This window comes from Nonomuraea sp. NPDC059023 (genome assembly GCF_042740095.1).
GTDB lineage: Bacteria > Actinomycetota > Actinomycetes > Streptosporangiales > Streptosporangiaceae > Nonomuraea.
The window spans coordinates 235410-255362 of record NZ_JBHYIO010000014.1; the positions used below are offsets into that span (position 1 = coordinate 235410).

A 19953-nucleotide genomic window follows, 5' to 3' on the forward strand; every position below is an offset into this window, starting at 1 on the left:
GCGATTCCAAATTATCCGTCGAATTCCGTCGAATCCGGATTTATCCACATATATGGATGGGCTGGTCATCGGATGTGTAGACCCGGATGATCTCTTTGTAGGCCTCGACAAGCGGGGTGGCGCAGGCTCGTATGTCCGGATAACTGCCCAGGTCAGTCGCCTTTGGTTCACTGAGGAGGACACCGACCTGGGAGGACACGATGGAACAACGCGGGATCGAGCTGGTCCCGGCCGGGGAGAGGTATGGCCGCCCGCGTGACCTTCTCTTCCTGTGGACCGGGACGACGATGGGCATCTTCACCCTCGTCTACGGCACCACCATCGTGGCCGCCTTCGGCCTCAGCTTCTGGCAGGCCGTGGCCGCGATCGTCGTCGGCAACCTGCTGGCCTTCCCCCTCGTCGGCCTGACCAGCCTCCAGGGCCCGGCCACCGGCACCTCCACCATGGCCGTCTCCCGCGCCGCCTACGGACCCAAGGGCGCCCGGCTGCTCAGCTTCTTCGGCTGGCTCAACATGGTCGGCTTCGAGGCCGGCGGCATGGTCCTGATCACCTTCGCCGCCCTGTCGCTGCTCGGCCAGGCCGGGGTGGCCACCGAGGGCCTCGGGCTGAAGGTCGCCGTCATCCTGGTCGCCGCGCTCATCCAGCTCGTGCTGCCGCTCATCGGGCACGCCGCGGTGATGAAGGCGCAGAAGTACTTCACCTGGGTCTTCGTCGTGCTCTTCGGGCTCATGGCGATCCTGGTCGGCCCCAAGGTCGACGTGGCGGCGGGCGGCACCGGCGCGGACTTCACCACGTTCACGATCGCCGTCGCGCTGATCATGTCGGCGGGCGGGCTGTCCTGGGGGCCGCTCGGCGGCGACTACTCGCGCTACCTCCCCGCCGACTCCTCCAAGAAGGCCGTCTTCGGGTACGCCTTCCTCGGTGGCTTCGTGCCGTACGTGCTCCTGATGACCCTCGGCGCGGCCGTCGCCACCGTGGTCAAGGACGCGGCCGACCCGATCTCCGGGCTGCCCGGGGCGCTGCCGTCCTGGTTCGTCGTGCCGTACCTGCTGCTGGCGATCGTCTCGCTGTTCGCGGTCAACACCACCGACCTGTACTCCTCGGGGTTGAACCTGCAGGCCGCCGGCATCAAGGTGAAACGGTGGGTGGCTGTGGTCGCCGACCTCATCCTGTGCGTGATCATCACGTACGTGGCGGTGACGTCGGAGAACTTCAACACGATGCTCAACACCTTCCTCGGCCTGCTGATCATCTGGCTGGCGCCGTGGGCGGGCGTGTACGTCACCGACTGGCTGCGCAGGAAGGGCCGCTACGACGCCCGGGCCCTGTTCGACGAGAGCGCACCGGGCCAGGTCCGCTGGGCGGCGATCATCGCCCAGGTCGCGGGTATGGTCGCCGCTGCCCTCTGGATCAACTCCACCGCGTTCGTCGGCTGGATCTCCCAGGCCACCGGCGGCGCCGACTTCAGCATCTTCGCCGGGTTCCTGGTGGCCGGGGCGGCATATGCCGTACTGGATCGCCGGCCCGTTTCCGTTCCTGTTCTTGAGGGGGTTCGATGACACTGCTCGACGTGGCGTACGGCAGGCGGCCGGCTGACACGATCATCACCAACGGCACGCTGGTCAACGTCCTGACGGGCGAGATCTACCCCGCGGAGATCGGGATATTTCAGGACCGGATCGCCGCCGTCGGGCCCGCCCTCCAGCGCGGCCCGGAGACCCGGGTGATCGACGCCGCGGGCGGGTACCTGGTGCCCGGCCTGATCGACGGGCACCTGCACATCGAGTGCTCCAAGTTGTCGGTCACCAGCTTCGCCGACCTGGTCGTACCGCTGGGCACCACCAGCGTCGTGTCGGGCCTCGACCAGGTGCTCGTCGTCGAGGGCCTGCCCGGAGTCCGGAAATTTCTGGATGAGTCGAAGAAGACCGGGATGCGGATCTGGTGGGGCGCCCCGGCGAAAGCCCCGTACACCGTGCCCCAGAGCAATGTCGGCTTCACCTTCGGCCCCGACGAGCACCGTGTGGCCCACACCTGGCCCGAGTGCGTGGGCGTGTGGGAGACCGTCCAGGAGATGGTCGAGCACGGCGACCCCGCCGTGATGCAGGCTCTTGAGCTGGCCGAGAAGCACCGGCTGCCGGTCTTCGGCTGCGCCCCGATGTCGGACGCCCGCCGGATCGCGGGCCTGGCCGCCGCCGGCATCCGCCTCGACCACGAGTCGTACTCCCACGGGGAGATGCTGGAGAAGCTGCGCCAGGGTATCTACGCCATCGTCCGCGAATCCTCCGTGGCCCACTTCCTCCAGGAGAACATCCAGGTCGTGAGCAAGGCCGGCGCCCGCAGGGTGGCCTTCTGCACCGACGACGTGCACGCCGCCGACGTGCTGGCCGGCGGGCACATGGACAAGCTGGTACGCATGGCCGTGAAGGCCGGGGTGGACCCGGTCACCGCGATCCAGATGGCCACGGTCAACTGCGCGGAGATGTACCGCATCGACGACAAGGTGGGCAGCATCGCCCCCGGCCGCTTCGCCGACGTGCTGATCGTGGACTCGCTGGAGGACTTCCGCGTCCGCGATGTCGTCGCCGCGGGCGAGCTGGTGGCCCGCGACGGCCGGCTGATCAGCCCGACCGTCCCGCCCGCGCGCGGCCAGGTCACGAAATTTCCCGTCAAGGCGGTCACGGCCGACGACTTCGCCCTTCGCAGCGAGCAGGCGGCAGTGGACGTGCTGGCCATCGGCTTCACCGAGCAGGTCTTCGTCCGCAAGCGCCGCGACGTCACGCTCCCCGTGCTCAACGGCATCGTGGAGCCGAGCGTCGAGAAGGACGCCCTCCTCGTCACCGTCGTGGAGCGCTACGGCAAGACCGGCAACATGCCTGTCGCCGTGGTCAGCGGCATGGGCATCCGCGAGGGCGCCATCGCCACCAGCGCCGCCCCGGACGACAACAACATCATCTGCGTCGGCGCCTCCCGCGCGGACATGGCCCTGGCCGTCAACGCCGTGGCCGAGATGGGCGGCGGCCAGGTGATCGTGGTCGACGGCCAGGTACGCGAACGGCTCCCGCTCCCCATCGCCGGCATCGTCTCCGACCTGCCCGCAGCCGAGATGGCCGTGGCCGAGCAACGCCTGGACGACCTGGCCCGCGAACTCGGCTGCACCCTGCCTTCACCGCTGATGTACCTGTTCTTCCTGTCCATCACCGCGATCCCCGACTACGCCGTGACCGACCTCGGCCTGGTGGATTGCGTCAACCTCGAGGTCGTGGAGGTCATTCAGTGAACGCGTTCATCGCCGGGCTGCCCAAGTGTGAGCTACACCTGCACATCGAGGGGACGCTGGAGCCGGAGCTCAAGTTCGAGCTGGCCCGGCGCAACGGGATCGCGCTGCCGTACGCGGGCGTCGAGGAGATGCGCGCGGCCTACGACTTCGACGACCTGCCCTCGTTCCTCAAGATCTACTACGAGGGCATGGGCGTGCTGCGCACCGAGCCCGACTTCTACGACCTGGCCATGGCCTACCTGCGCAAGGCCGCCTCGCAGAACGTGCGCTACGCGGAGATCTTCTTCGACCCGCAGGCGCACACCTCACGCGGCGTGCCGTTCGACGTGGTGATCCGGGGCCTGCGGCGGGCGCTCATCGACGCCGAGACCCAGCTCGACGTGCGGGCGCAGCTCATCATGTGCTTCCTGCGCGACTTCCAGGCCGAGTACGCGATGGCGACGCTGCTGGAGTCGCTGCCCTACAAGGAGTGGATCGTCGGCGTCGGCCTGGACTCCGACGAGAAGGGCAACCCGCCGGCCAAGTTCGCCGCCGTGTACGAGCGCGCCCGTCAGGAGGGCTACCTGCTCACCATGCATTGCGACGTGGACCAGCAGAACTCGGTCGAGAACATCCGACAGGCGATCCAGGACATCGGCGTCAACCGGATCGACCACGGCGTCAACATCCTGGAGGACCCGAAGCTGGTCGCGGAGGTCCTGGACAAGGGCATCGGCATGACCTCCTGCCCGATCTCCAACGGCTACGTCACCGACTCCATGAAGATCGAGGGCATCCGCAAGCTACTCGACCTGGGCGTGCGGGTCACGATCAACTCCGACGACCCGGCCTACTTCCTCGGCTACGTGGCCGAGAACCTCGAAGTGCTCAACTTCCCCGACGAGGACCTCAAGCAGCTGCAGCGCAACGCCTTCGAGATCACCTGGCTGCCCCGCCACGTCAAGGACGCCTACATCGCCGAAGTGGACGTCTACGCGCCCTAACGCATGCGCACGGCCAGCATGAAGTCCACCCGCTGGTCCCAGGAGTTGAGCGAGCGGCCGGTCAGCTCCTCGATGCGCTTGAGCCGGTAGCGCAGCGTGTTGACGTGGACGTGCAGGCGTTCCGAGGTCGAGGTCCAGTTGCCCGACTCCTCCAGGAACGCCTGCAACGTCTCCAGCAGATCGGTCTGGTGCGCCGCGTCGTAGGCCTCCAGCGCGCCCAGCAGCCGGGTCCGGAACGACTTCCGCAGATCCGCAGGAATCGCCGCCAGCAACGTCCGGTGGGAGCTGACGTCGTCCCCGGTGATCACGCTGATCCGCTCGCCGCTGAGCGCGGCCAGCGAGCGCGCGTGCCGGGCCTCCTCGATCAGCCCGTTGAGCGCGGCGGGCCCGGTCGTGACGCTGCTGACGCCGAGCGCGATCCGCCCCTCGCCGCTCAGCCCCGCCTCCAGCCTGCGCGCGCCGGCCATCACGTGCTCGGTCAGCTCCCGCGCGCTGTTGCCCGCCAGCGGGACGAGCGCGATCGCCTCACCGTCCGCGGCGCCGGGCGTGGCGGTCACGATCCCGGGCGCGAGCGGCCGCAACAGCTCATCCAGTACGGCCACGCCCGCGTCCCCCGGCGCCGACAACGCCACCACCAGCAGCCCGTGCTCGGTCTCCACGTGCAACGTGTGCAGGCGGGAGACCACACCGGGCAGGGCCGCGTCCCCCGACTCCAGCAGCTCCAGAAGCTGGTCGAACACCCGCCGCTCGATCCGCTGGGCCGCCTCCAGCCGGGAGCGCTCCAGCGCCACCAGCGCGGCCAGCTCCACGATGAGGTCCTCGTTCTCCCCCTGCGCCTGCTCCCCGGCATAGGCCAGGAACCAGTTGGCGATCCGGTGCGGAGCGCCCTTGCTGATCGGGAAGACCGACAGCCCGCCCACCATCCCCGGCAGGTGGCGCGCGGTCAGGAACGTGTGGGCCAGCCGCTCCCGTTGCTCCTCGGCCAGCGGCTGCGAACCGACGATGACCCGGCCGGTCGGCGACATCACCCAGCACGGCACGTCGAGCTCACCGGCGACCGCGGTGACGACCTTGGTCAGGCTGCCGCCGTCGACCAGCGTGCTGGCCAGGCGGCGGCGGGAGCCGTACCGGGGACGGGGTGGGGAGCCGAGCTCGGCGATCAGCGCGCGCAGGACGTGCTCGGTGACGTGGCTGAACGGCACCTCGACGGGGAGCGTGAGCAGCGGCAGCCCGGCCTCGGCGCACGCGTCGACGAGGTCGAGCGGGACGCCCTTGAGCGCGGTGCCGGACACGAGCGCCGCCACCTCACCCAGCGCTTTCACGAAATGCCGGGATGACTCGGCGCCGGTGTGCCAGGTCAGCTCGGTCAGCACCAGCTCCCCCGGCTTCACGAACCTGCCCGGTTCGGCGAGGTCCGTGGTGGACACGCCGCGTACCTGCCGGTCGAGCAGGTCATGCCCGGTCAGCACCTTGAGGTGGAGGTGGCGGGCCCGCACCAGCTCCCTCAGCCGCATGGCCAGCCCTCCCGGCGCCAGGCGGCCTCCCAGTACATCCACTCGAACCGGGCCGTCGTCAGCGCCCGGTCCAGGAGCCGCTCGCGGTCGTCGGCGCTCAGAGCCAGGCCGTCGAGCAGGTCGAGCGCGCCCGCGACGGTCTCCTGGTAGGACTCGGCGCCGTAGGTCTCGATCCACCAGGCGTAGAGCGGATCGGGCGACGAGCGCTGGAGCAGCGCCTCGCCGACCCTGGCGTAGATCCAGTAGCAGGGCACGATCGCGCCGAGCGCCTCGGGGAAGGTGCCGAGCGAGCAGCTCCTGACCAGGTAGGAGGCGTAGCCGACCGTGGTGGGCGCGGCGGGCAGCTTGCGCGCGTCGGCCTCGTCCAGCCCGAACGCGGCCAGCAGCTCCACCACCAGGCTGTGCTCGACCTCGACCGTCATCGCCGCGTCCCGCGCGAAGCTCTGCACCGAGGACGGCTCCGGTGAACGCGCCGCGCAGGCCGCCTGGGCACGTGCGTAGTCCGGCAGGAAATGCGCCTCTTGTACGACGTAGTGCCGGAACACCTCACGCGGCAGCGACCCGTCCGTCAGCCCGGCCAGGAACGGATGGGCGAGGATCTGGTCATAGACCCCGCCGACGACCTGCCACACATCATCTCGCAAGCGGCTCACCCGCCCAGGCTATCGGCCCAGGTCGGCGCGCATCACCACCCGGGGCGCGACCTCGATCCCCAGCTCCCGCTCATGCTCGACGACCTTGCGGACCTCCGGCCCCCACTCCCGCTCGGGCAGGACCGTGAACCCGTGGCGCTCGTACCAGGGCGCGTTCCACGGCACGTCGCGGAACGTCGTCAACGTCACCGCCGGCGCGCCCACCGCCCGCGCGTGATCGAGCACCGCCCGCACCAGCCGCCCGCCGATCCCCTGCCGCATCTGGCCGGGATGCACCGCGAGCTGATCCAGATGCACGTTCCCGTCCACCCACCCGAACATCGCGAACCCCGCCGCGGGCTCACCCTCCACCAGCACGGTGCCGACGTCGGCGACCTCCTCGACCATCGTCGTCCCCGGCGGAAACTCGATCCCCACCTGCAGGAACAACCCGTCGGCCGCCTGCTCCACCTCGATCAGCCGGGAAAGTTCCCCGGATTCGGCCCATCGCACCATGCCGACACGGTCTCATGTTCCACGACGATGTGTCGCATGCGTTTACTGTGATGATCGTGTACCCGGCTTGTGCGGAGCCGGGAACCCCCTCCACACGGCGCGCCCGCCGCAAAGCGGGCGCGCCGTGTGCCTCTTCTCCGACGTCAGAGATCGAGCAGGGGCTCCAGGCCGACGGTCAGGCCGGGTAGTTCGCGGACCCGGCGGACGCCCAGCAGGACGCCCGGGGTGAAGGCGGCGCGGTTCATCGTGTCGTGGCGGATCGTGAGGATCTCGCCGTCGCCGCCCAGGAGGACCTCCTGGTGGGCGATCAGGCCGGCCAGGCGAACCGAGTGGACGTGCACGCCGCCCACGTCGGCGCCGCGCGCGCCGTCCAAAGAGGTGCTGGTCGCGTCGGGCATGCCGGACAGGCCCGCCTTCGCCCGCGCCTGCGAGACCAGCTCGGCGGTACGGCGCGCGGTGCCCGACGGCGCGTCGGCCTTGTTCGGGTGGTGCAGCTCGACGATCTCGACCGACTCGAAGTAGCGGGCGGCCTGCTGGGCGAAGTGCATCATCAGCACCGCCGCGATGCCGAAGTTCGGCGCGATCAGGCAGTTGGTGCCCGGGAAGCGCTCCAGCCAGCCCCTGACCGTGGCGAGCCGGTCCTCGTCGAAGCCGGTCGTGCCCACCACCGGATGTACGCCGTGGGAGACGCACCATTCGAGGTTGCCCATGACCACGTCCGGGTGGGTGAAGTCCACCACCACCTCGGCGCCGGTCAGGTTCTCGATGTCGTCGCCCTGATCCACGGCGGCGACGAGCTCCATGTCACTTGCCGCCTCGACGGCCCTGCACACCTCGACGCCCACCCGCCCGCGTGCGCCCAACACCCCTACTCTGATCACGTCCCTTAGCCTATCTATCTCTCTGTTACGGCAAGCCCAGCCACCGCCACCCGCCGTCGTGGGTGTCCGCCGATCGTGGGGATCGCTTCTCACGTCGGACGTGGTACCCGCCGCAACGGCCCCCCTTGACCAGCCACCGTGCCCCGGCCCGGCCGCCTGCCAAGGCGCCGAACCCCACCGCCCAACACCCCGCCGTCCCGGCGCCCTGCCGTTCCGGCCCACCCACCGTCCCGCCATCCGGCCGTTCAGGCACACCCCACCGTCCCGGCACCCCACCGGCTTACGCTCCCGCTGTCTCAGCCCGCCGCCGCCCCGGCAGCCCACCGGCCTACGCTCCCGCTGTCTCAGCCCGCCGCCGTCCCGGCACCCCCGCCCTTTCGGGCGTGCGTCCCCGGGGCGCCTGTGTGCGCTTGACGTCGGTTCCGGCGGCGTGTGCCGTACCGGCGAGGAAATGACGGAGCCCCGCACTGCCCGGACAGGGCCGTGCGGGGCTTCGGCGTTTGGTCAGGCGATGGCTCGGGCGAAGTCCTTGTCGCCGTACGGGCCGATGACCGCCAGTGTCAGGGGCCGCTTCAGGACGTCGGCGGCCACCGAGGAGATCTCCTCCGGGGTCACCGCGTCGATGCGCTGCAGCACCTCGTCCACCGACATGAGCTCGTCGTAGACCAGTTCGTTCTTCCCGATTCTGGACATCCGGGAGCCGGTGTCCTCCAGGCCGAGGACCAGGCCGCCGCGCATCTGGCCCTTGCCCCTGATGATCTCCTCGGGGGTCAGGCTCTCGTCGATCACGCGGGCCACCTCGTCGCGGCAGATCTGGAGCACGTCGTCGATCTTCGAGGGCAGGCAGCCCACGTAGATCCCGAACTGGCCGGTGTCGGCGTACGCCGAGGTGTAGGAGTACGCCGAATAGGCCAGCCCGCGCTTCTCCCTGATCTCCTGGAACAGGCGCGACGACATGCCGCCGCCCAGCGCGGCGTTGAGCACGCCCAGGGCGAAGCGGCGGTCGTCGGTGCGGGACATGCCCGTCGTGCCGAGGACCAGGTTGGCCTGCTCGGTCGGACGGTCGATCACGCGCACCTCGGAGCGGGTCGCCGCGCCGGGGCCGCTGGTGCGCGGCGGTGCGCACTCCAGCGAGCCGCCGAGGGCGCCGGCCCGTTCGTAGGCGCGGGCCACCAGTTCCACCACGTGCTCGTGGCGGACGTTGCCCGCCACCGAGACGACGGTGCGCATGGGGCGGTAGTAGCGCTGGTAGTACTCGAGGATGCGCTCCCGGCCCAGGGCGTTGATCGAATCGACCGTGCCCAGGATCGGGCGGCCGATCGGCGAGTCGCCGTACAGGGCGGCGGAGAACTGCTCGTGCACCACGTCCGACGGGTCGTCGTCGTGCATGGCGATCTCTTCGAGGATGACCCCGCGCTCGGACTCGACGTCGTCGGCGGTGATCAGCGAGCTGGTCACCACGTCGGAGAGCACGTCGACCGCGAGCGGCAGGTCTTCGTCGAGCACCCGCGCGTAGTAGCACGTGTACTCCTTGGCGGTGAAGGCGTTGATCTCCCCGCCGATGCCCTCGATGGACGCCGAGATCTCCATGGCGTCACGGGTGGGCGTGCCCTTGAACAGCAGGTGCTCAAGGAAGTGGGTCGCCCCGGTGTGCTCGGGGGCCTCGTCACGCGAGCCGATGCCGACCCACATGCCGACCGCGACGGAACGCACGGTCGGCATGGTCTCGGTCACCACGCGCAGCCCACCGGGGAGGACGGTGCGCTGGACAACCCCGGCACCGTCCTTACCGGGATGCAGCGTGGTCGTTGTCACGAGTTTCTGTCGTCCTCACCGCTGCGAGGGGCGGTGCGGGTCCTGGTGCGGGTACGGCGGGGCTTGTCCTCCCGGGGCCGCTCGTCGGAGTCGCCGGCCGACTCGGCGGGAGCAGCGTCGTCGGAACCGCCGCCACCCTCGGCCTTCTCCGCGGCCTCCTTCTCGATGACCTCGACCGGGACCAGGGACAGCTTGCCCCGGCCGTCGATCTCGGCGATCTCGACCTGGATCTTCTCCCCGACGCTCATGACGTCCTCGACGTTCTCGATGCGCTTGCCCCCGTGGAGCTTGCGGATCTGCGAGACGTGCAGGAGGCCGTCCTTGCCCGGCATGAGCGAGACGAACGCGCCGAAGGCGGCGATCTTGACGACCGTGCCCAGGTAGCGCTCGCCCACCTCGGGCATGTGCGGATTGGCGATCGCGTTGATCGCGGAACGGGCGGCCTCGGCCGAGGGCCCGTCGGTGGCGCCGATGTAGATCGTGCCGTCGTCCTCGATGGTGATCTCGGCGCCCGTGTCGTCCTGGATCTGGTTGATCATCTTGCCCTTCGGGCCGATGACCTCGCCGATCTTGTCTACGGGGACCTTGATCGTGATGATGCGCGGCGCGGTGGCGTTCATCTCCGCCGGGGAGTCGATCGCCTCCTGCATCACGTCGAGGATGGCCAGGCGGGCGCCCTTGGCCTGCTTGAGCGCGGCGGCCAGCACGGAGGCGGGAATGCCGTCGAGCTTGGTGTCGAGCTGCAGGGCGGTGATGACGTCCTTGGTGCCGGCGACCTTGAAGTCCATGTCGCCCATGGCGTCTTCCGCACCGAGGATGTCGGTCAGCGTGACGTAGGTGTCACCCTCGCCGATGAGGCCCATCGCGATGCCCGCGACCATCTCGCGCAGCGGCACACCGGCGTCGAGCAGCGACATCGTGGAGGCGCAGACCGAACCCATCGAGGTGGAGCCGTTGGAGCCCAGTGCCTCGGAGACCTGGCGGATCGCGTAGGGGAACTCCTCGCGGGCCGGCAGGACCGGGATGAGCGCCCGCTCGGCGAGCGCGCCGTGGCCGATCTCGCGGCGCTTGGGCGAGCCCACGCGACCGGTCTCACCGGTGGAGTAGGGCGGGAAGTTGTAGTTGTGCATGTAGCGCTTGGTCCGCTCGGGGTTGAGCGTGTCGATGACCTGCTCCATGCGCAGCATGTTCAGCGTGGTGATGCCCATGATCTGGGTCTCGCCGCGCTCGAACAGCGCCGAGCCGTGCACCCGCGGGATCACGTGGACCTCGGCCGACAGCGCGCGGATGTCCTTGGTGCCGCGGCCGTCGATGCGGATGCCGTCCTTGACGACGCGCTCGCGCATGAGCTTCTTCATGAGCGAGCGGTAGGCGGCCGACAGCTCCTTCTCGCGGCCCTCGAAGGCCTCGGCGAGCTTCTCGACCATGATGCCCTTGACCCGGTCGAGCTCGAGCTCGCGCTCCTGCTTGCCGGCGATGGTGAGCGCGGAGGCCAGCTCGCTCTTGATGGCGCCCTCGACGGCGGTGTAGGCGTCTTCCTGGTAGTCGAGGAAGACGGGGTACTCCGCGGTCGCCTTGGCGGCAACCTTGGCGATCTTGTTCTGCGCCTCGCAGAGGACCTTGATGAACGGCTTGGACGCGTCCAGGCCCTGCGCGATGGTCTCCTCGTTGGGCCCGACGGCGCCTTCGGCGACCAGCTTCAGCGTGTCCTTGGTGGACTCGGCCTCGACCATCATGATCGCGACGTCGCCGTCGTCGAGCACGCGGCCCGCGACGACCATGTCGAACGTGGCCCGCTCCAGCTCGTGGTGCGTCGGGAAGCCGACCCACTGGCCGTCGATCAGCGCGACGCGCACGCCGCCGATCGGACCGGAGAAGGGCAGCCCGGCCAGCTGGGTGGACAGGGAGGCGGCGTTGATGGCGACCACGTCGTACAGGTGCTCGGGGTTGAGCGCCAGGATGGTCGCGACGACCTGGATCTCGTTGCGCAGGCCCTTGACGAACGACGGGCGCAGCGGCCGGTCGATCAGGCGGCAGGTGAGGATGGCGTCCTCGGAGGGACGGCCCTCACGCCGGAAGAACGAGCCGGGGATGCGGCCCGCGGCGTACATGCGCTCCTCGACGTCCACCGTCAGCGGGAAGAAGTCGAGATTGTCCTTGGGGTTCTTCGACGCGGTGGTCGCGGACAGGACCATCGTGTCGTTGTCGAGATAAGCGACGGCGGAACCCGCCGCCTGACGCGCGAGGCGGCCGGTCTCGAACCGGATCGTGCGCGTGCCGAATGCGCCGTTGTCTATGACGGCTTCAGCGGTGTGGACACCCTCCACGGGGGACCTCCTTGGTCGGTCGGTCTCCCGCGCCCTCTTTTCTTCACCGGCACCCTCGTTAGGTGCAGCGCCGGTCTTCGATCGAAGCGCCCGGTTCTTGACCGGAAGCCACTACCGAGGACCGGCCCGCAGGCGTCGCGGGTCGCATGGTGCTTGACGGACGCGGGGGCTCTCAGTGTCTCTGATGTTCAGTTGTCCGGCCCGGCGCGACGCGCCGGGGCCGATATGAGAAGGGAGCGGCCGCTCGGCCGCTCCCTCACCATTCTATCGACGCAGGCCGAGCCGCTCGATGAGCGAACGGTAGCGCTGGATGTCGGTGTTCTGCAGGTACTTCAGCAGGCGGCGCCGGCGACCGACGAGCAGAAGCAGGCCACGACGGCTGTGGTGGTCGTGCTTGTGCGTCTTCAGGTGCTCGGTGAGCTCGCTGATGCGCTTGCTGAGCAGCGCGATCTGCACCTCGGGCGACCCGGTGTCGCCTTCAATGGTCGCGTACTCGGCGATGATTGCCTTCTTGGCAGCGGTGTCGAGGGACACGGCTCTCCTTCAATCTACGGACACGCGGTGAATGGTTCGAATGATGCGAACGACCGTGCGTGCCTACAGTCGCCGCAGCGAAGGCCTCTCAAGGCAGCGCGAGGCGCCGCCGATACAGAGCCGACACCACAGGCTACCACCAGTTGAAGGGGTGCGTACTCCGCGTGATCTCACGTGCCAAGGTCAGGCCGTGAGTCTGCGGGCTTCGTCCACGTCGGCGTGGATCTGGGCGACCAGCGCCTCGATGGAGTCGAACTTGGTGTTACCGCGCAGCCTGGCCGCGAAGTCGACCGCGACGTGCGCGCCGTACAGCTCAAGGTCGTCGCGATCCAGCGCGTACGCCTCGACGGTACGCGGCACGCCCTCGAAGGTGGGATTGGTGCCCACCGAGATGGCGGCCGGCCAGCGGCAGCCCTCGTACAGCGCGGGCAGGTTCCCCACGGCCACGCACTGCAGCCAGCCCGCGTACACGCCGTCGGCCGGGATGGCGGTGTGCGGCGGGGTCTCCACGTTGGCGGTGGGGAAGCCGAGCTGGCGCCCGCGCTGGTACCCGCGCACCACCACGCCCTCCACCCTGTGGGGCCGCCCGAGCTCGTGGGCGGCGGTGGCGACGTCGCCGCCGGCCAGCAGTTCCCTGATCGCGGTCGAGCTGACGCCCTCCACCAGCGGCACGACTTCTACCGAAAAATCGTACTTCTCGCCGAGCGCCCGGAGCGTCTCCACATCACCCGCCGCCTTGTGACCGAACGCGAAGTTCGCCCCCACCACGACGCTCACCGCCCGCAGCCGGTCGGCCAGCACCTGCTCGGCGAAGTCGGCCGGGGTCAGCCGCGAGACGTCCAGTGAGAACTCCAGCACCTCCACCGCGTCCACGCCAAGCTCGGTCAGCAGTTCGGCGCGACGGCGCGCGCTCGTGAGCCGGGGCGGATGCGAGCCCGGCCTGACCACTTCCGCCGGGTGCGGCTCGAAGGTCAGGGCGACCGAGCGCAGGCCGCGCTCCTCAGCGACCTCGACGGCCCGTGAAACCACCCGCCGGTGCCCGCGGTGCACGCCGTCGAACACGCCGATCGTGACGACGGACCCTCCAGAACGCTGCACGCCCGGCCCCATTCGTATCCCGTGACGAGTTGGTCAGCGACAAGCCTGCCATGCCCGCCGGGACTACCGGCAATCGAGGGGTAACATCGGTCGCACCATGCCTCGATACGCACTGCTGATCCTGCCTGCCTTCAACCGGGTCTACGGTGAGGCCTCCGTCCGTCTGACCCGATCCGAGCTGGAGGTCTTCGGGCTCCGGGCGCTGGAGGGCGAGGTGTCGGGGGTGGAGGAGGCGGTCGTCGGCGGCGTGCCGTACATCTGCTTCGAAACCACCGCGCCCCTGTCCGGGGGCGACGTGGCGCTGCTGTCGAACCTGTCGTCGGCCTACGCGCTGTTCGGCATGGAGGGCGACCTGCTGCGCCCGCTGACCGTGACCCCGCTCGACCGGCTGAGCAGCGACCTGATCACCATCCAGAAGTACGCGGGCAAGACCAACGAGCACTTCACCAAGCTCCTGCTGAACGTGACCGTCCTCGCCTCCGACTTCGCGCTCGACGGGCATCTGTCGGTGTTCGACCCGATGTGCGGGCGCGGCACCACGCTCAACCAGGCGCTCATGTACGGCTACGACGCCTACGGCATGGACCTGGACACCAAGGACTTCGAGGCGTACTCAGGATTCCTGAAGAAGTGGCTGCGTGACCGGCGGCTCAAGCACACCGCCGAGACGGTGCCGGTCCGGCGCGAACGCGCGCTGATCGGGCGCCGGTTCAACGTCTCGTTCGCGGCGACCAAGGAGGCGTTCAAGGGCGGCGACACGCAGCGGGTGGGCGTGGTCAGCGCCGACACACTGCGCGGGCGCGACTTCTTCAAGCCCCGCACCTTCGACGTCATCGCCACGGATGCCCCGTACGGCGTGCAGCACGGCAGCCGCAGCGGTGGCAGCGCGTTGTCCAGGAGCCCGCTGGAGCTGATCCGCAAGGCGGTGCCGGTCTGGGCCGAGCTGCTGAAGCCGGGGGGCGCGATGGGCATCTCCTGGAACACCTACGGCGGAACCCGCGACGACCTGGCCGCGATCCTTGAAGCCAGCAGCCTCGAAGTCCAGAAATTCCCCGACTTTGAACACTGGGTCGACCAGGCCATCGTCCGCGACATCCTGATCGCCAAAAAGCCCGCCTAACCCAACCACCCTCCCCACCCGAGCCACACGCCACAAGCCCATGGCCCGGGGCCAGACATACCCGACACCCGCCTGCCCCTGCTCTGCCTCGCCCGAGCATCCTCCTGCCGGAAGCCGGTGGCAAGGCCGCCAGGAAAGCGGTACAGGCCGCCGAGCGGTGATGAGGCTGCTGGCCGGCCGGATGGCGACCGGTTGGGTGGTTGAAGGGGTCAGGCGAAGACGGCGAGGGGTTTGGCGCTGTTGCCCTGCTCTTCCACGAGCGCCAGCAGTTCCCCCTCCGGCCCGAACACCCCGATAGGCCCAGCACCCAGCCCCACGGAGGCCACCCGCCCCCCATGCGAGATCACCCGAGCCTGCTCGGCCGTCACGTCCATCCGGGGAAAGGCAGCCGAAACGGCCTCCCCGATCGGCAGCACCACGCACGACTCGGCCAACTGCTCAACGGTCCGCGCGAGGGACAGGTCATACGGCCCCACCCGGGTACGCCGCAGATACGTGAGATGCCCGCCCACCCCGAGCCCGGCGCCCAGGTCCCGGGCCAGCGAGCGGATGTAGGTCCCGGACGAGCACCGCACCGTGGCGTCGACGTCCACGACGTCACCCGAGTACCGCACCCCGGTCACCTCGAAGGCGTGCACCGTCACCGGCCGCGCCTTCAGCTCCACGTCCTCACCGGCCCGCACCCGCTTGTAGGCGCGCTCGCCGTTCACCTTGATCGCGCTGACCTGCGGCGGCACCTGCATGATCGGCCCGCTCAGCGCCGCGACCCCGGCCAGCACCGCCTCCTGGGCCACTCCGGCGGCCGAGGCAGTGGTCAGCACCTCGCCCTCGGCGTCGTCGGTGTTGGTCGTGGCGCCCAGCCGGATCGTCGCCTCGTACACTTTCTCGGTCAGCGCCAGGTGCCCCAGCAGCCGGGTCGCCTTCTCCACGCCGATCACCAGCACGCCCGTCGCCATAGGGTCCAGCGTGCCCGCGTGGCCGACCCGCCGGGTGCCGGCGATCCGGCGCAGTTTGCCGACGACGTCGTGCGAGGTCCACTCGGCCGGCTTGTCCACGATGATCAAGCCGCTCTCGGCCATCAAGCCTTCCTCGGAAGTAGTGCCCGGATCCTGTTCATGGTCGTCTCGACGCTGTCGTGGGAGGTGAAGCCGGCCGCGCTGCGGTGGCCGCCGCCGCCCAGCGCCGAGCAGATCGCCGCCACGTCCACCGCGCCCTTGGAACGCGTCGACACCTGCCAGGCCCCCAGGTCGTCCTCCTTGAGCACGACCGCGACCTCGGCCTCGTCGGTGCGCCTGATCACGTCGATGATGGCCTCCACCTCCTCGTACGGCAGGCCGTACGAGGCCCGGTCGAGGTGGGTGACCGACGTCCAGACCAGCCCGTCCTCCAGCGTGACCCGGTCGAGGGCGGCCGCGAGCACCTTGAGGTAGCCGAATGGCGAGCGGTCCCACAGCTCCCGCGCGATCTCGTCGGTCCGCAGCCCGGTCGCCACGAGCCTGGCCGCCATCTCGTGCGCGGCCGGGGTGGTCGAGGAGTGGCGGAAGGAGCCGGTGTCGGTCACCAGCCCGGCGTACAGGCACGTCGCCACGTCGCGGTCGAGCGTGCCGCCGAGCCGGTAGATGAGCTGCTCAGCCAGTACGGCGGTCGCCGCCACGTCAGGGTCGATGAGGCTGACCGTGCCGAACCCGGTGTTGGACGGATGATGGTCGATCACCACGACCTCGCGCGCCTTGCCCGCGTTGGCGGACAGCAGTCCGAGCCGGTCGAGCGTGGACGAGTCGAACGTGATCATCAGCTCGGGCTCGGCGGGAAAGGCGGCGGGCGGCACCAGCAGGTCCTGGCCGGGCAGGAAGCGCAGAAGCCTCGGCACCGAGAACCGCCGGTCACCGAAGGAGGCCACGACCTTCTTGCCCAGCGAACGCAGCACGGCGCCGACGGCCAGCATCGAGCCGAGCGCGTCCCCGTCGGGCGAGACGTGGCAGGCCAGTGCCACCTCGTCGGCCTGCTCGATCAGCGTGAGCACCCGGGTCCAGGCCGTCTCCCCCACGGCCTGGCGACCGGGACGCTCCGCCGTACCGTCATCGGGAGGAGGAGCCGGGGGCGGGGCCCCCGGGCGGTCCGTCCTGTCGCGCACGTCGGGCGTCATGTCGTCGGGTGCCCTGCGCGGCCAGAGGGTTCGTCCTCTTCCTCGTCCTCCGCGTCGGGCTTCTTGTAGGGGTCGGGTTCGCCGGCGTAGGCGGCGTTCTCGGCCTGGCGGGCCAGTTCCTGGTCCTTGGCACGGGCGGCGTTGATCAGGTCGTCGAGCTGGCGGGCGCTGTCGGGCAGCGGGTCGTGCTTGAACGTCAGCGTCGGCGTGAAGCGCACGCCGGTCTGCTTGCCGACCTCCGAGCGGATGATGCCCTTGGCGCTCTCCAGCGCGGCGGCGCTGTCGGCCCGCTCGGCCTCGGAGCCGAAGACCGTGTAGAAGACCGTGGCCTCGCGCAGGTCGGCGGTGATCCGCGTGTCGGTCACGGTCACGAAGCCGAGGCGTGGGTCCTTGATCCGCCGCTCCAGCATCTCGGCGACGATCTGCTGGATGCGGTCGGCGAGCTTACGCGCTCGTGCGGCGTCGACCATGTCAGTCCCCCTTTGTCTTACTCTTCGTCGTTGTAGATCCGCTGCCGGGCGGACAGCAGCTCGATCTCAGGGCGGTAGGCCACCAGCCGTTCGCAGGCGTCCAGCACCTCTTTGCAGTTGCCTGCGGAGGCGGAGACGACGGCGATGCCGATCTCCGCGCGCCGGTGCAGGTCGAGGTGGCCGGTCTCGGCCGCGGCGGCACTGGGGTAGCGCCGCAGAACCTCGGCGACCAGAGGCCGCACGACAGATCGCTTCTGCTTCAGCGAACGTACGTCGCCGAGCAGGATGTCCAGGGTCAGAGCACCCACATACATCGTTGGCAACCACCGCTTCGCTCGAGTTCAGAACGCGCGTCCGGCTCCGCTGCGGTGGAAAAGCCCGCCGGGCGCGCGAGAGGCGCCCGGCGGAAGGTCCCCCGGGCGCCCGGCCGCGTGTTACGCGCGCGGCTTCTCCCGCATCTCGAACGTCTCGATGACGTCGTCGAGCTTGATGTCGTTGTAGCCGACACCGATACCGCACTCGAAGCCCTCGCGGACCTCGGTCGCGTCGTCCTTGAAGCGGCGCAGCGACGACACCGTGAGGTTGTCGGCGACCACGACACCGTCGCGGATGATCCTGGCCTTGCTGTTGCGGACGATGACGCCCGAACGGACCAGCGAACCGGCGACGTTGCCGATCTTCGGCACCTTGAAGACCTCGCGGACTTCGGCGGTGCCCATCTGCACCTCTTCGAACTCGGGCTTGAGCATGCCCTTGAGTGCCGCTTCGATCTCCTCGATCGCCTGGTAGATGACCGAGTAGTAGCGGATGTCGACGCCCTCGCGCTCGGCGAGGTCGCGCGCCCGGGGCTCAGGCCGGACGTTGAAGCCGATGATGACCGCGTTGTCGTCGGCCACGGCCAGGTTGACGTCGTACTCGGTGATGGCGCCGACGGCGCGGTGCAGGACACGGAGCCTGACCTCGTCGCCAACGTCGATCTTGAGCAGGGCGTCTTCCAGGGCCTCCACCGAACCGGACACGTCACCCTTGATGATGAGCTTGAGCTCGTCGACGCGACCCTTCTCAAGGTCACTGAAGAGCTCTTCGAGGGTACGGCGGCGCGAGGACTTGGCCATGTCGGCGCTGCGCTTGCGCGCGGCCCGCTGCTGGGCGATCTGGCGAGCCATCCGGTCGTCGGTGACCACGATGAAGTTGTCACCGGCGCTCGGCACGGCCGTCAGACCCATGACCAGGACCGGACGCGACGGGTCGGCTTCTTCGACCGGCTCCATGTTGTCGTCGAGCAGCGCCCGGACGCGGCCGAAGGCCTCGCCGCAGACGATGGAGTCGCCGACGCGCAGCGTGCCGCGCTGGACCAGGACGGTCGCCACCGGACCGCGCCCCTTGTCGAGGTGCGCTTCGATCGCGATGCCCTGAGCGTCCATCGTCGGGTTGGCGCGCAGGTCGAGCTCGGCGTCGGCGGTCAGGATGATCGCCTCCAGGAGCTGGTCGATCCCGGTGCCGTTCTTCGCGGAGATGTCCACGAACAGCGTCGAGCCGCCGTACTCCTCCGCCACCAGGCCGTACTCGGTGAGCTGGGCACGGACCTTGTTGGGGTCGGCGCCCTCCTTGTCGACCTTGTTGACCGCGACCACGATCGGCACGTCCGCCGCCTGGGCGTGGTTGAGCGCCTCGATGGTCTGCGGCTTCACACCGTCGTCGGCCGCGACCACCAGCACCGCGATGTCGGTGGCCTTGGCGCCACGGGCACGCATGGCGGTGAACGCCTCGTGACCAGGGGTGTCGATGAAGGTGATCTTCCGGTCTTCGCCCTCGTGCGTGGCGCCGACCTGGTAGGCACCGATGTGCTGGGTGATGCCACCGGCCTCGCGGGCCACCATGTTGGTCTTGCGGATGGCGTCGAGCAGCTTCGTCTTACCGTGGTCGACGTGACCCATGACGGTCACGACGGGCGGACGCGCGGCCAGGTCGGCCTCGTCGCCCTCGTCCTCGCCGAACTCGATGTCGAAGGCCTCGAGGATCTCGCGATCCTCCTCCTCCGGGCTGACGACCTGGATGTTGTAGTCCAGTTCCTGGCCCAGAAGCTGCAGGGCGTCCTCGTTGACCGACTGCGTCGCGGTCACCATCTCGCCCAGGTGCAGCATGATCTGCACGAGCGAGGCGGGGTTCGCGCCGATGCGGTCGGCGAAGTCGGACAGCGACGCACCGCGCGGCAGGCGGATCGTCGCACCGTTGCCACGAGCGACCTGCACGCCGCCGATCGCCGGCGCCGACATGTTGTCGAACTCCTGGCGCCTCTGCCGCTTGGACTTGCGCCCACGCGTGGGACGGCCACCGGGACGGCCGAAGGCGCCGGCGGTGCCGCCACCACGACCGCGGCCACCGCCACCGGGACGACCGGCGAAGCCGCCGCCACCGCCACCGGGACCACCGGTGCCCGTGCGCGGACCGGCGCCGCCGCCACCACCGGGACGACCGGCGAAACCGCCGCCGCCGCCGGGACGACCGCCGCCGCCACCAGGACGACCGCCACCGCCGCCACCGCCGCCGGGACGACCGCCGCCCCCACCGGGACGACCACCACCGCCACCGCCGCCACCACCGGGACCGGCGGGACGACCCTGCGGCATCATCATCGGG

General features: G+C 69.7%; 17 protein-coding genes. 4 read left to right on the forward strand and 13 right to left on the reverse strand.

What is annotated here, in order from left to right; translation table 11 throughout:
* The first annotated feature begins 200 nt into the window (after nucleotides 1-200).
* From ACFWYW_RS24880 to add, 3 genes are read left to right on the forward strand one after another with little or no spacing between them, the layout of a single operon-like run.
* Nucleotides 201-1559 carry a purine-cytosine permease family protein gene (locus ACFWYW_RS24880; RefSeq protein ID WP_379618124.1) on the forward strand — a complete coding sequence of 453 codons (1359 nt, stop codon included), beginning with the start codon at nucleotides 201-203 and terminating at the stop codon, nucleotides 1557-1559.
* The gene (locus tag ACFWYW_RS24885; RefSeq protein WP_379618122.1) at nucleotides 1556-3277 is read left to right on the forward strand and encodes an adenine deaminase; all 1722 of its coding nucleotides are present in this window, start codon (nucleotides 1556-1558) and stop codon (nucleotides 3275-3277) included. The genes ACFWYW_RS24880 and ACFWYW_RS24885 overlap by 4 nt, the downstream gene beginning before the upstream one ends.
* The gene (add, locus tag ACFWYW_RS24890) at nucleotides 3274-4260 is read left to right on the forward strand and encodes an adenosine deaminase (protein WP_379618120.1); all 987 of its coding nucleotides are present in this window, start codon (nucleotides 3274-3276) and stop codon (nucleotides 4258-4260) included. Before ACFWYW_RS24885 ends, add begins: the two co-directional genes overlap by 4 nt.
* Here the strand turns inward: add and ACFWYW_RS24895 are convergent.
* From ACFWYW_RS24895 to ACFWYW_RS24930, 8 genes are all read right to left on the reverse strand, one after another.
* A complete protein-coding gene (locus ACFWYW_RS24895; protein ID WP_379618118.1) occupies nucleotides 4257-5774 on the reverse strand; it encodes a PucR family transcriptional regulator in 1518 nt (505 codons plus the stop codon). The genes add and ACFWYW_RS24895 overlap by 4 nt on opposite strands.
* The gene (locus ACFWYW_RS24900) at nucleotides 5765-6427 is read right to left on the reverse strand and encodes a TenA family protein (RefSeq protein ID WP_379618116.1); all 663 of its coding nucleotides are present in this window, start codon (nucleotides 6425-6427) and stop codon (nucleotides 5765-5767) included. Before ACFWYW_RS24900 ends, ACFWYW_RS24895 begins: the two co-directional genes overlap by 10 nt.
* A 9-nt stretch (nucleotides 6428-6436) precedes the next feature.
* Nucleotides 6437-6922: a GNAT family N-acetyltransferase gene (locus ACFWYW_RS24905; protein WP_379618114.1), complete on the reverse strand. Its 486-nt coding sequence runs from the start codon at nucleotides 6920-6922 to the stop codon at nucleotides 6437-6439.
* A 143-nt stretch (nucleotides 6923-7065) separates the two neighbouring features.
* Nucleotides 7066-7803, reverse strand: a complete 738-nt coding sequence (dapB, locus tag ACFWYW_RS24910; protein ID WP_379618112.1) for a 4-hydroxy-tetrahydrodipicolinate reductase — start codon at nucleotides 7801-7803, stop codon at nucleotides 7066-7068.
* Nucleotides 7804-8307: 504 nt separating this feature from the next.
* Nucleotides 8308-9618, reverse strand: a complete 1311-nt coding sequence (locus ACFWYW_RS24915) for a M16 family metallopeptidase (RefSeq protein WP_379618110.1) — start codon at nucleotides 9616-9618, stop codon at nucleotides 8308-8310.
* Nucleotides 9615-11945: a polyribonucleotide nucleotidyltransferase gene (locus ACFWYW_RS24920; protein WP_379618108.1), complete on the reverse strand. Its 2331-nt coding sequence runs from the start codon at nucleotides 11943-11945 to the stop codon at nucleotides 9615-9617. The genes ACFWYW_RS24915 and ACFWYW_RS24920 overlap by 4 nt, the downstream gene beginning before the upstream one ends.
* A gap of 264 nt (nucleotides 11946-12209) precedes the next feature.
* Entirely contained in the window at nucleotides 12210-12479 is a 270-nt protein-coding gene (gene rpsO, locus ACFWYW_RS24925) for a 30S ribosomal protein S15 (protein WP_184966993.1), read from the reverse strand.
* A gap of 183 nt (nucleotides 12480-12662) precedes the next feature.
* Entirely contained in the window at nucleotides 12663-13589 is a 927-nt protein-coding gene (locus ACFWYW_RS24930) for a bifunctional riboflavin kinase/FAD synthetase (protein ID WP_379618105.1), read from the reverse strand.
* Nucleotides 13590-13674: 85 nt separating this feature from the next.
* Here ACFWYW_RS24930 and ACFWYW_RS24935 point away from each other — a divergent pair, with 85 nt between their 5' ends.
* Entirely contained in the window at nucleotides 13675-14697 is a 1023-nt protein-coding gene (locus ACFWYW_RS24935; RefSeq protein WP_379618103.1) for a TRM11 family SAM-dependent methyltransferase, read from the forward strand.
* Nucleotides 14698-14906: 209 nt separating this feature from the next.
* On the opposite strand, the gene truB is transcribed toward ACFWYW_RS24935, so the two are convergent.
* The 5 genes from truB to infB form a co-directional block, all read right to left on the reverse strand.
* Nucleotides 14907-15776 (reverse strand): tRNA pseudouridine(55) synthase TruB, encoded by an 870-nt coding sequence (gene truB / locus ACFWYW_RS24940; protein ID WP_379618101.1) that lies wholly within the window; start codon nucleotides 15774-15776, stop codon nucleotides 14907-14909.
* Complete coding sequence (locus tag ACFWYW_RS24945) at nucleotides 15776-16831, reverse strand: bifunctional oligoribonuclease/PAP phosphatase NrnA (RefSeq protein ID WP_379618099.1); 1056 nt, start codon at nucleotides 16829-16831, stop codon at nucleotides 15776-15778. The genes truB and ACFWYW_RS24945 overlap by 1 nt, the downstream gene beginning before the upstream one ends.
* 8 nt (nucleotides 16832-16839) lie before the next feature.
* The gene (rbfA, locus tag ACFWYW_RS24950; protein WP_379618097.1) at nucleotides 16840-17313 is read right to left on the reverse strand and encodes a 30S ribosome-binding factor RbfA; all 474 of its coding nucleotides are present in this window, start codon (nucleotides 17311-17313) and stop codon (nucleotides 16840-16842) included.
* A gap of 17 nt (nucleotides 17314-17330) precedes the next feature.
* Complete coding sequence (locus ACFWYW_RS24955; protein ID WP_379618095.1) at nucleotides 17331-17627, reverse strand: DUF503 domain-containing protein; 297 nt, start codon at nucleotides 17625-17627, stop codon at nucleotides 17331-17333.
* Between the two features lie 120 nt (nucleotides 17628-17747).
* Nucleotides 17748-19953: translation initiation factor IF-2 (gene infB, locus ACFWYW_RS24960; protein ID WP_379641075.1), on the reverse strand; the 2206-nt coding region annotated here is incomplete at its 5' end.

Coding starts and splice junctions, on each gene's coding strand:
- truB (WP_379618101.1), bottom strand. CDS start 15,776: ATGGCCGAGAGCGGCTTGATCATCGTGGACAAGCCGGCCGAGTGGACC.
- ACFWYW_RS24935 (WP_379618103.1), top strand. CDS start 13,675: ATGCCTCGATACGCACTGCTGATCCTGCCTGCCTTCAACCGGGTCTAC.
- ACFWYW_RS24895 (WP_379618118.1), bottom strand. CDS start 5,774: ATGCGGCTGAGGGAGCTGGTGCGGGCCCGCCACCTCCACCTCAAGGTG.
- rbfA (WP_379618097.1), bottom strand. CDS start 17,313: ATGGTCGACGCCGCACGAGCGCGTAAGCTCGCCGACCGCATCCAGCAG.
- ACFWYW_RS24880 (WP_379618124.1), top strand. CDS start 201: ATGGAACAACGCGGGATCGAGCTGGTCCCGGCCGGGGAGAGGTATGGC.
- ACFWYW_RS24955 (WP_379618095.1), bottom strand. CDS start 17,627: ATGTATGTGGGTGCTCTGACCCTGGACATCCTGCTCGGCGACGTACGT.
- ACFWYW_RS24905 (WP_379618114.1), bottom strand. CDS start 6,922: ATGGTGCGATGGGCCGAATCCGGGGAACTTTCCCGGCTGATCGAGGTG.
- ACFWYW_RS24885 (WP_379618122.1), top strand. CDS start 1,556: ATGACACTGCTCGACGTGGCGTACGGCAGGCGGCCGGCTGACACGATC.
- ACFWYW_RS24930 (WP_379618105.1), bottom strand. CDS start 13,589: ATGGGGCCGGGCGTGCAGCGTTCTGGAGGGTCCGTCGTCACGATCGGC.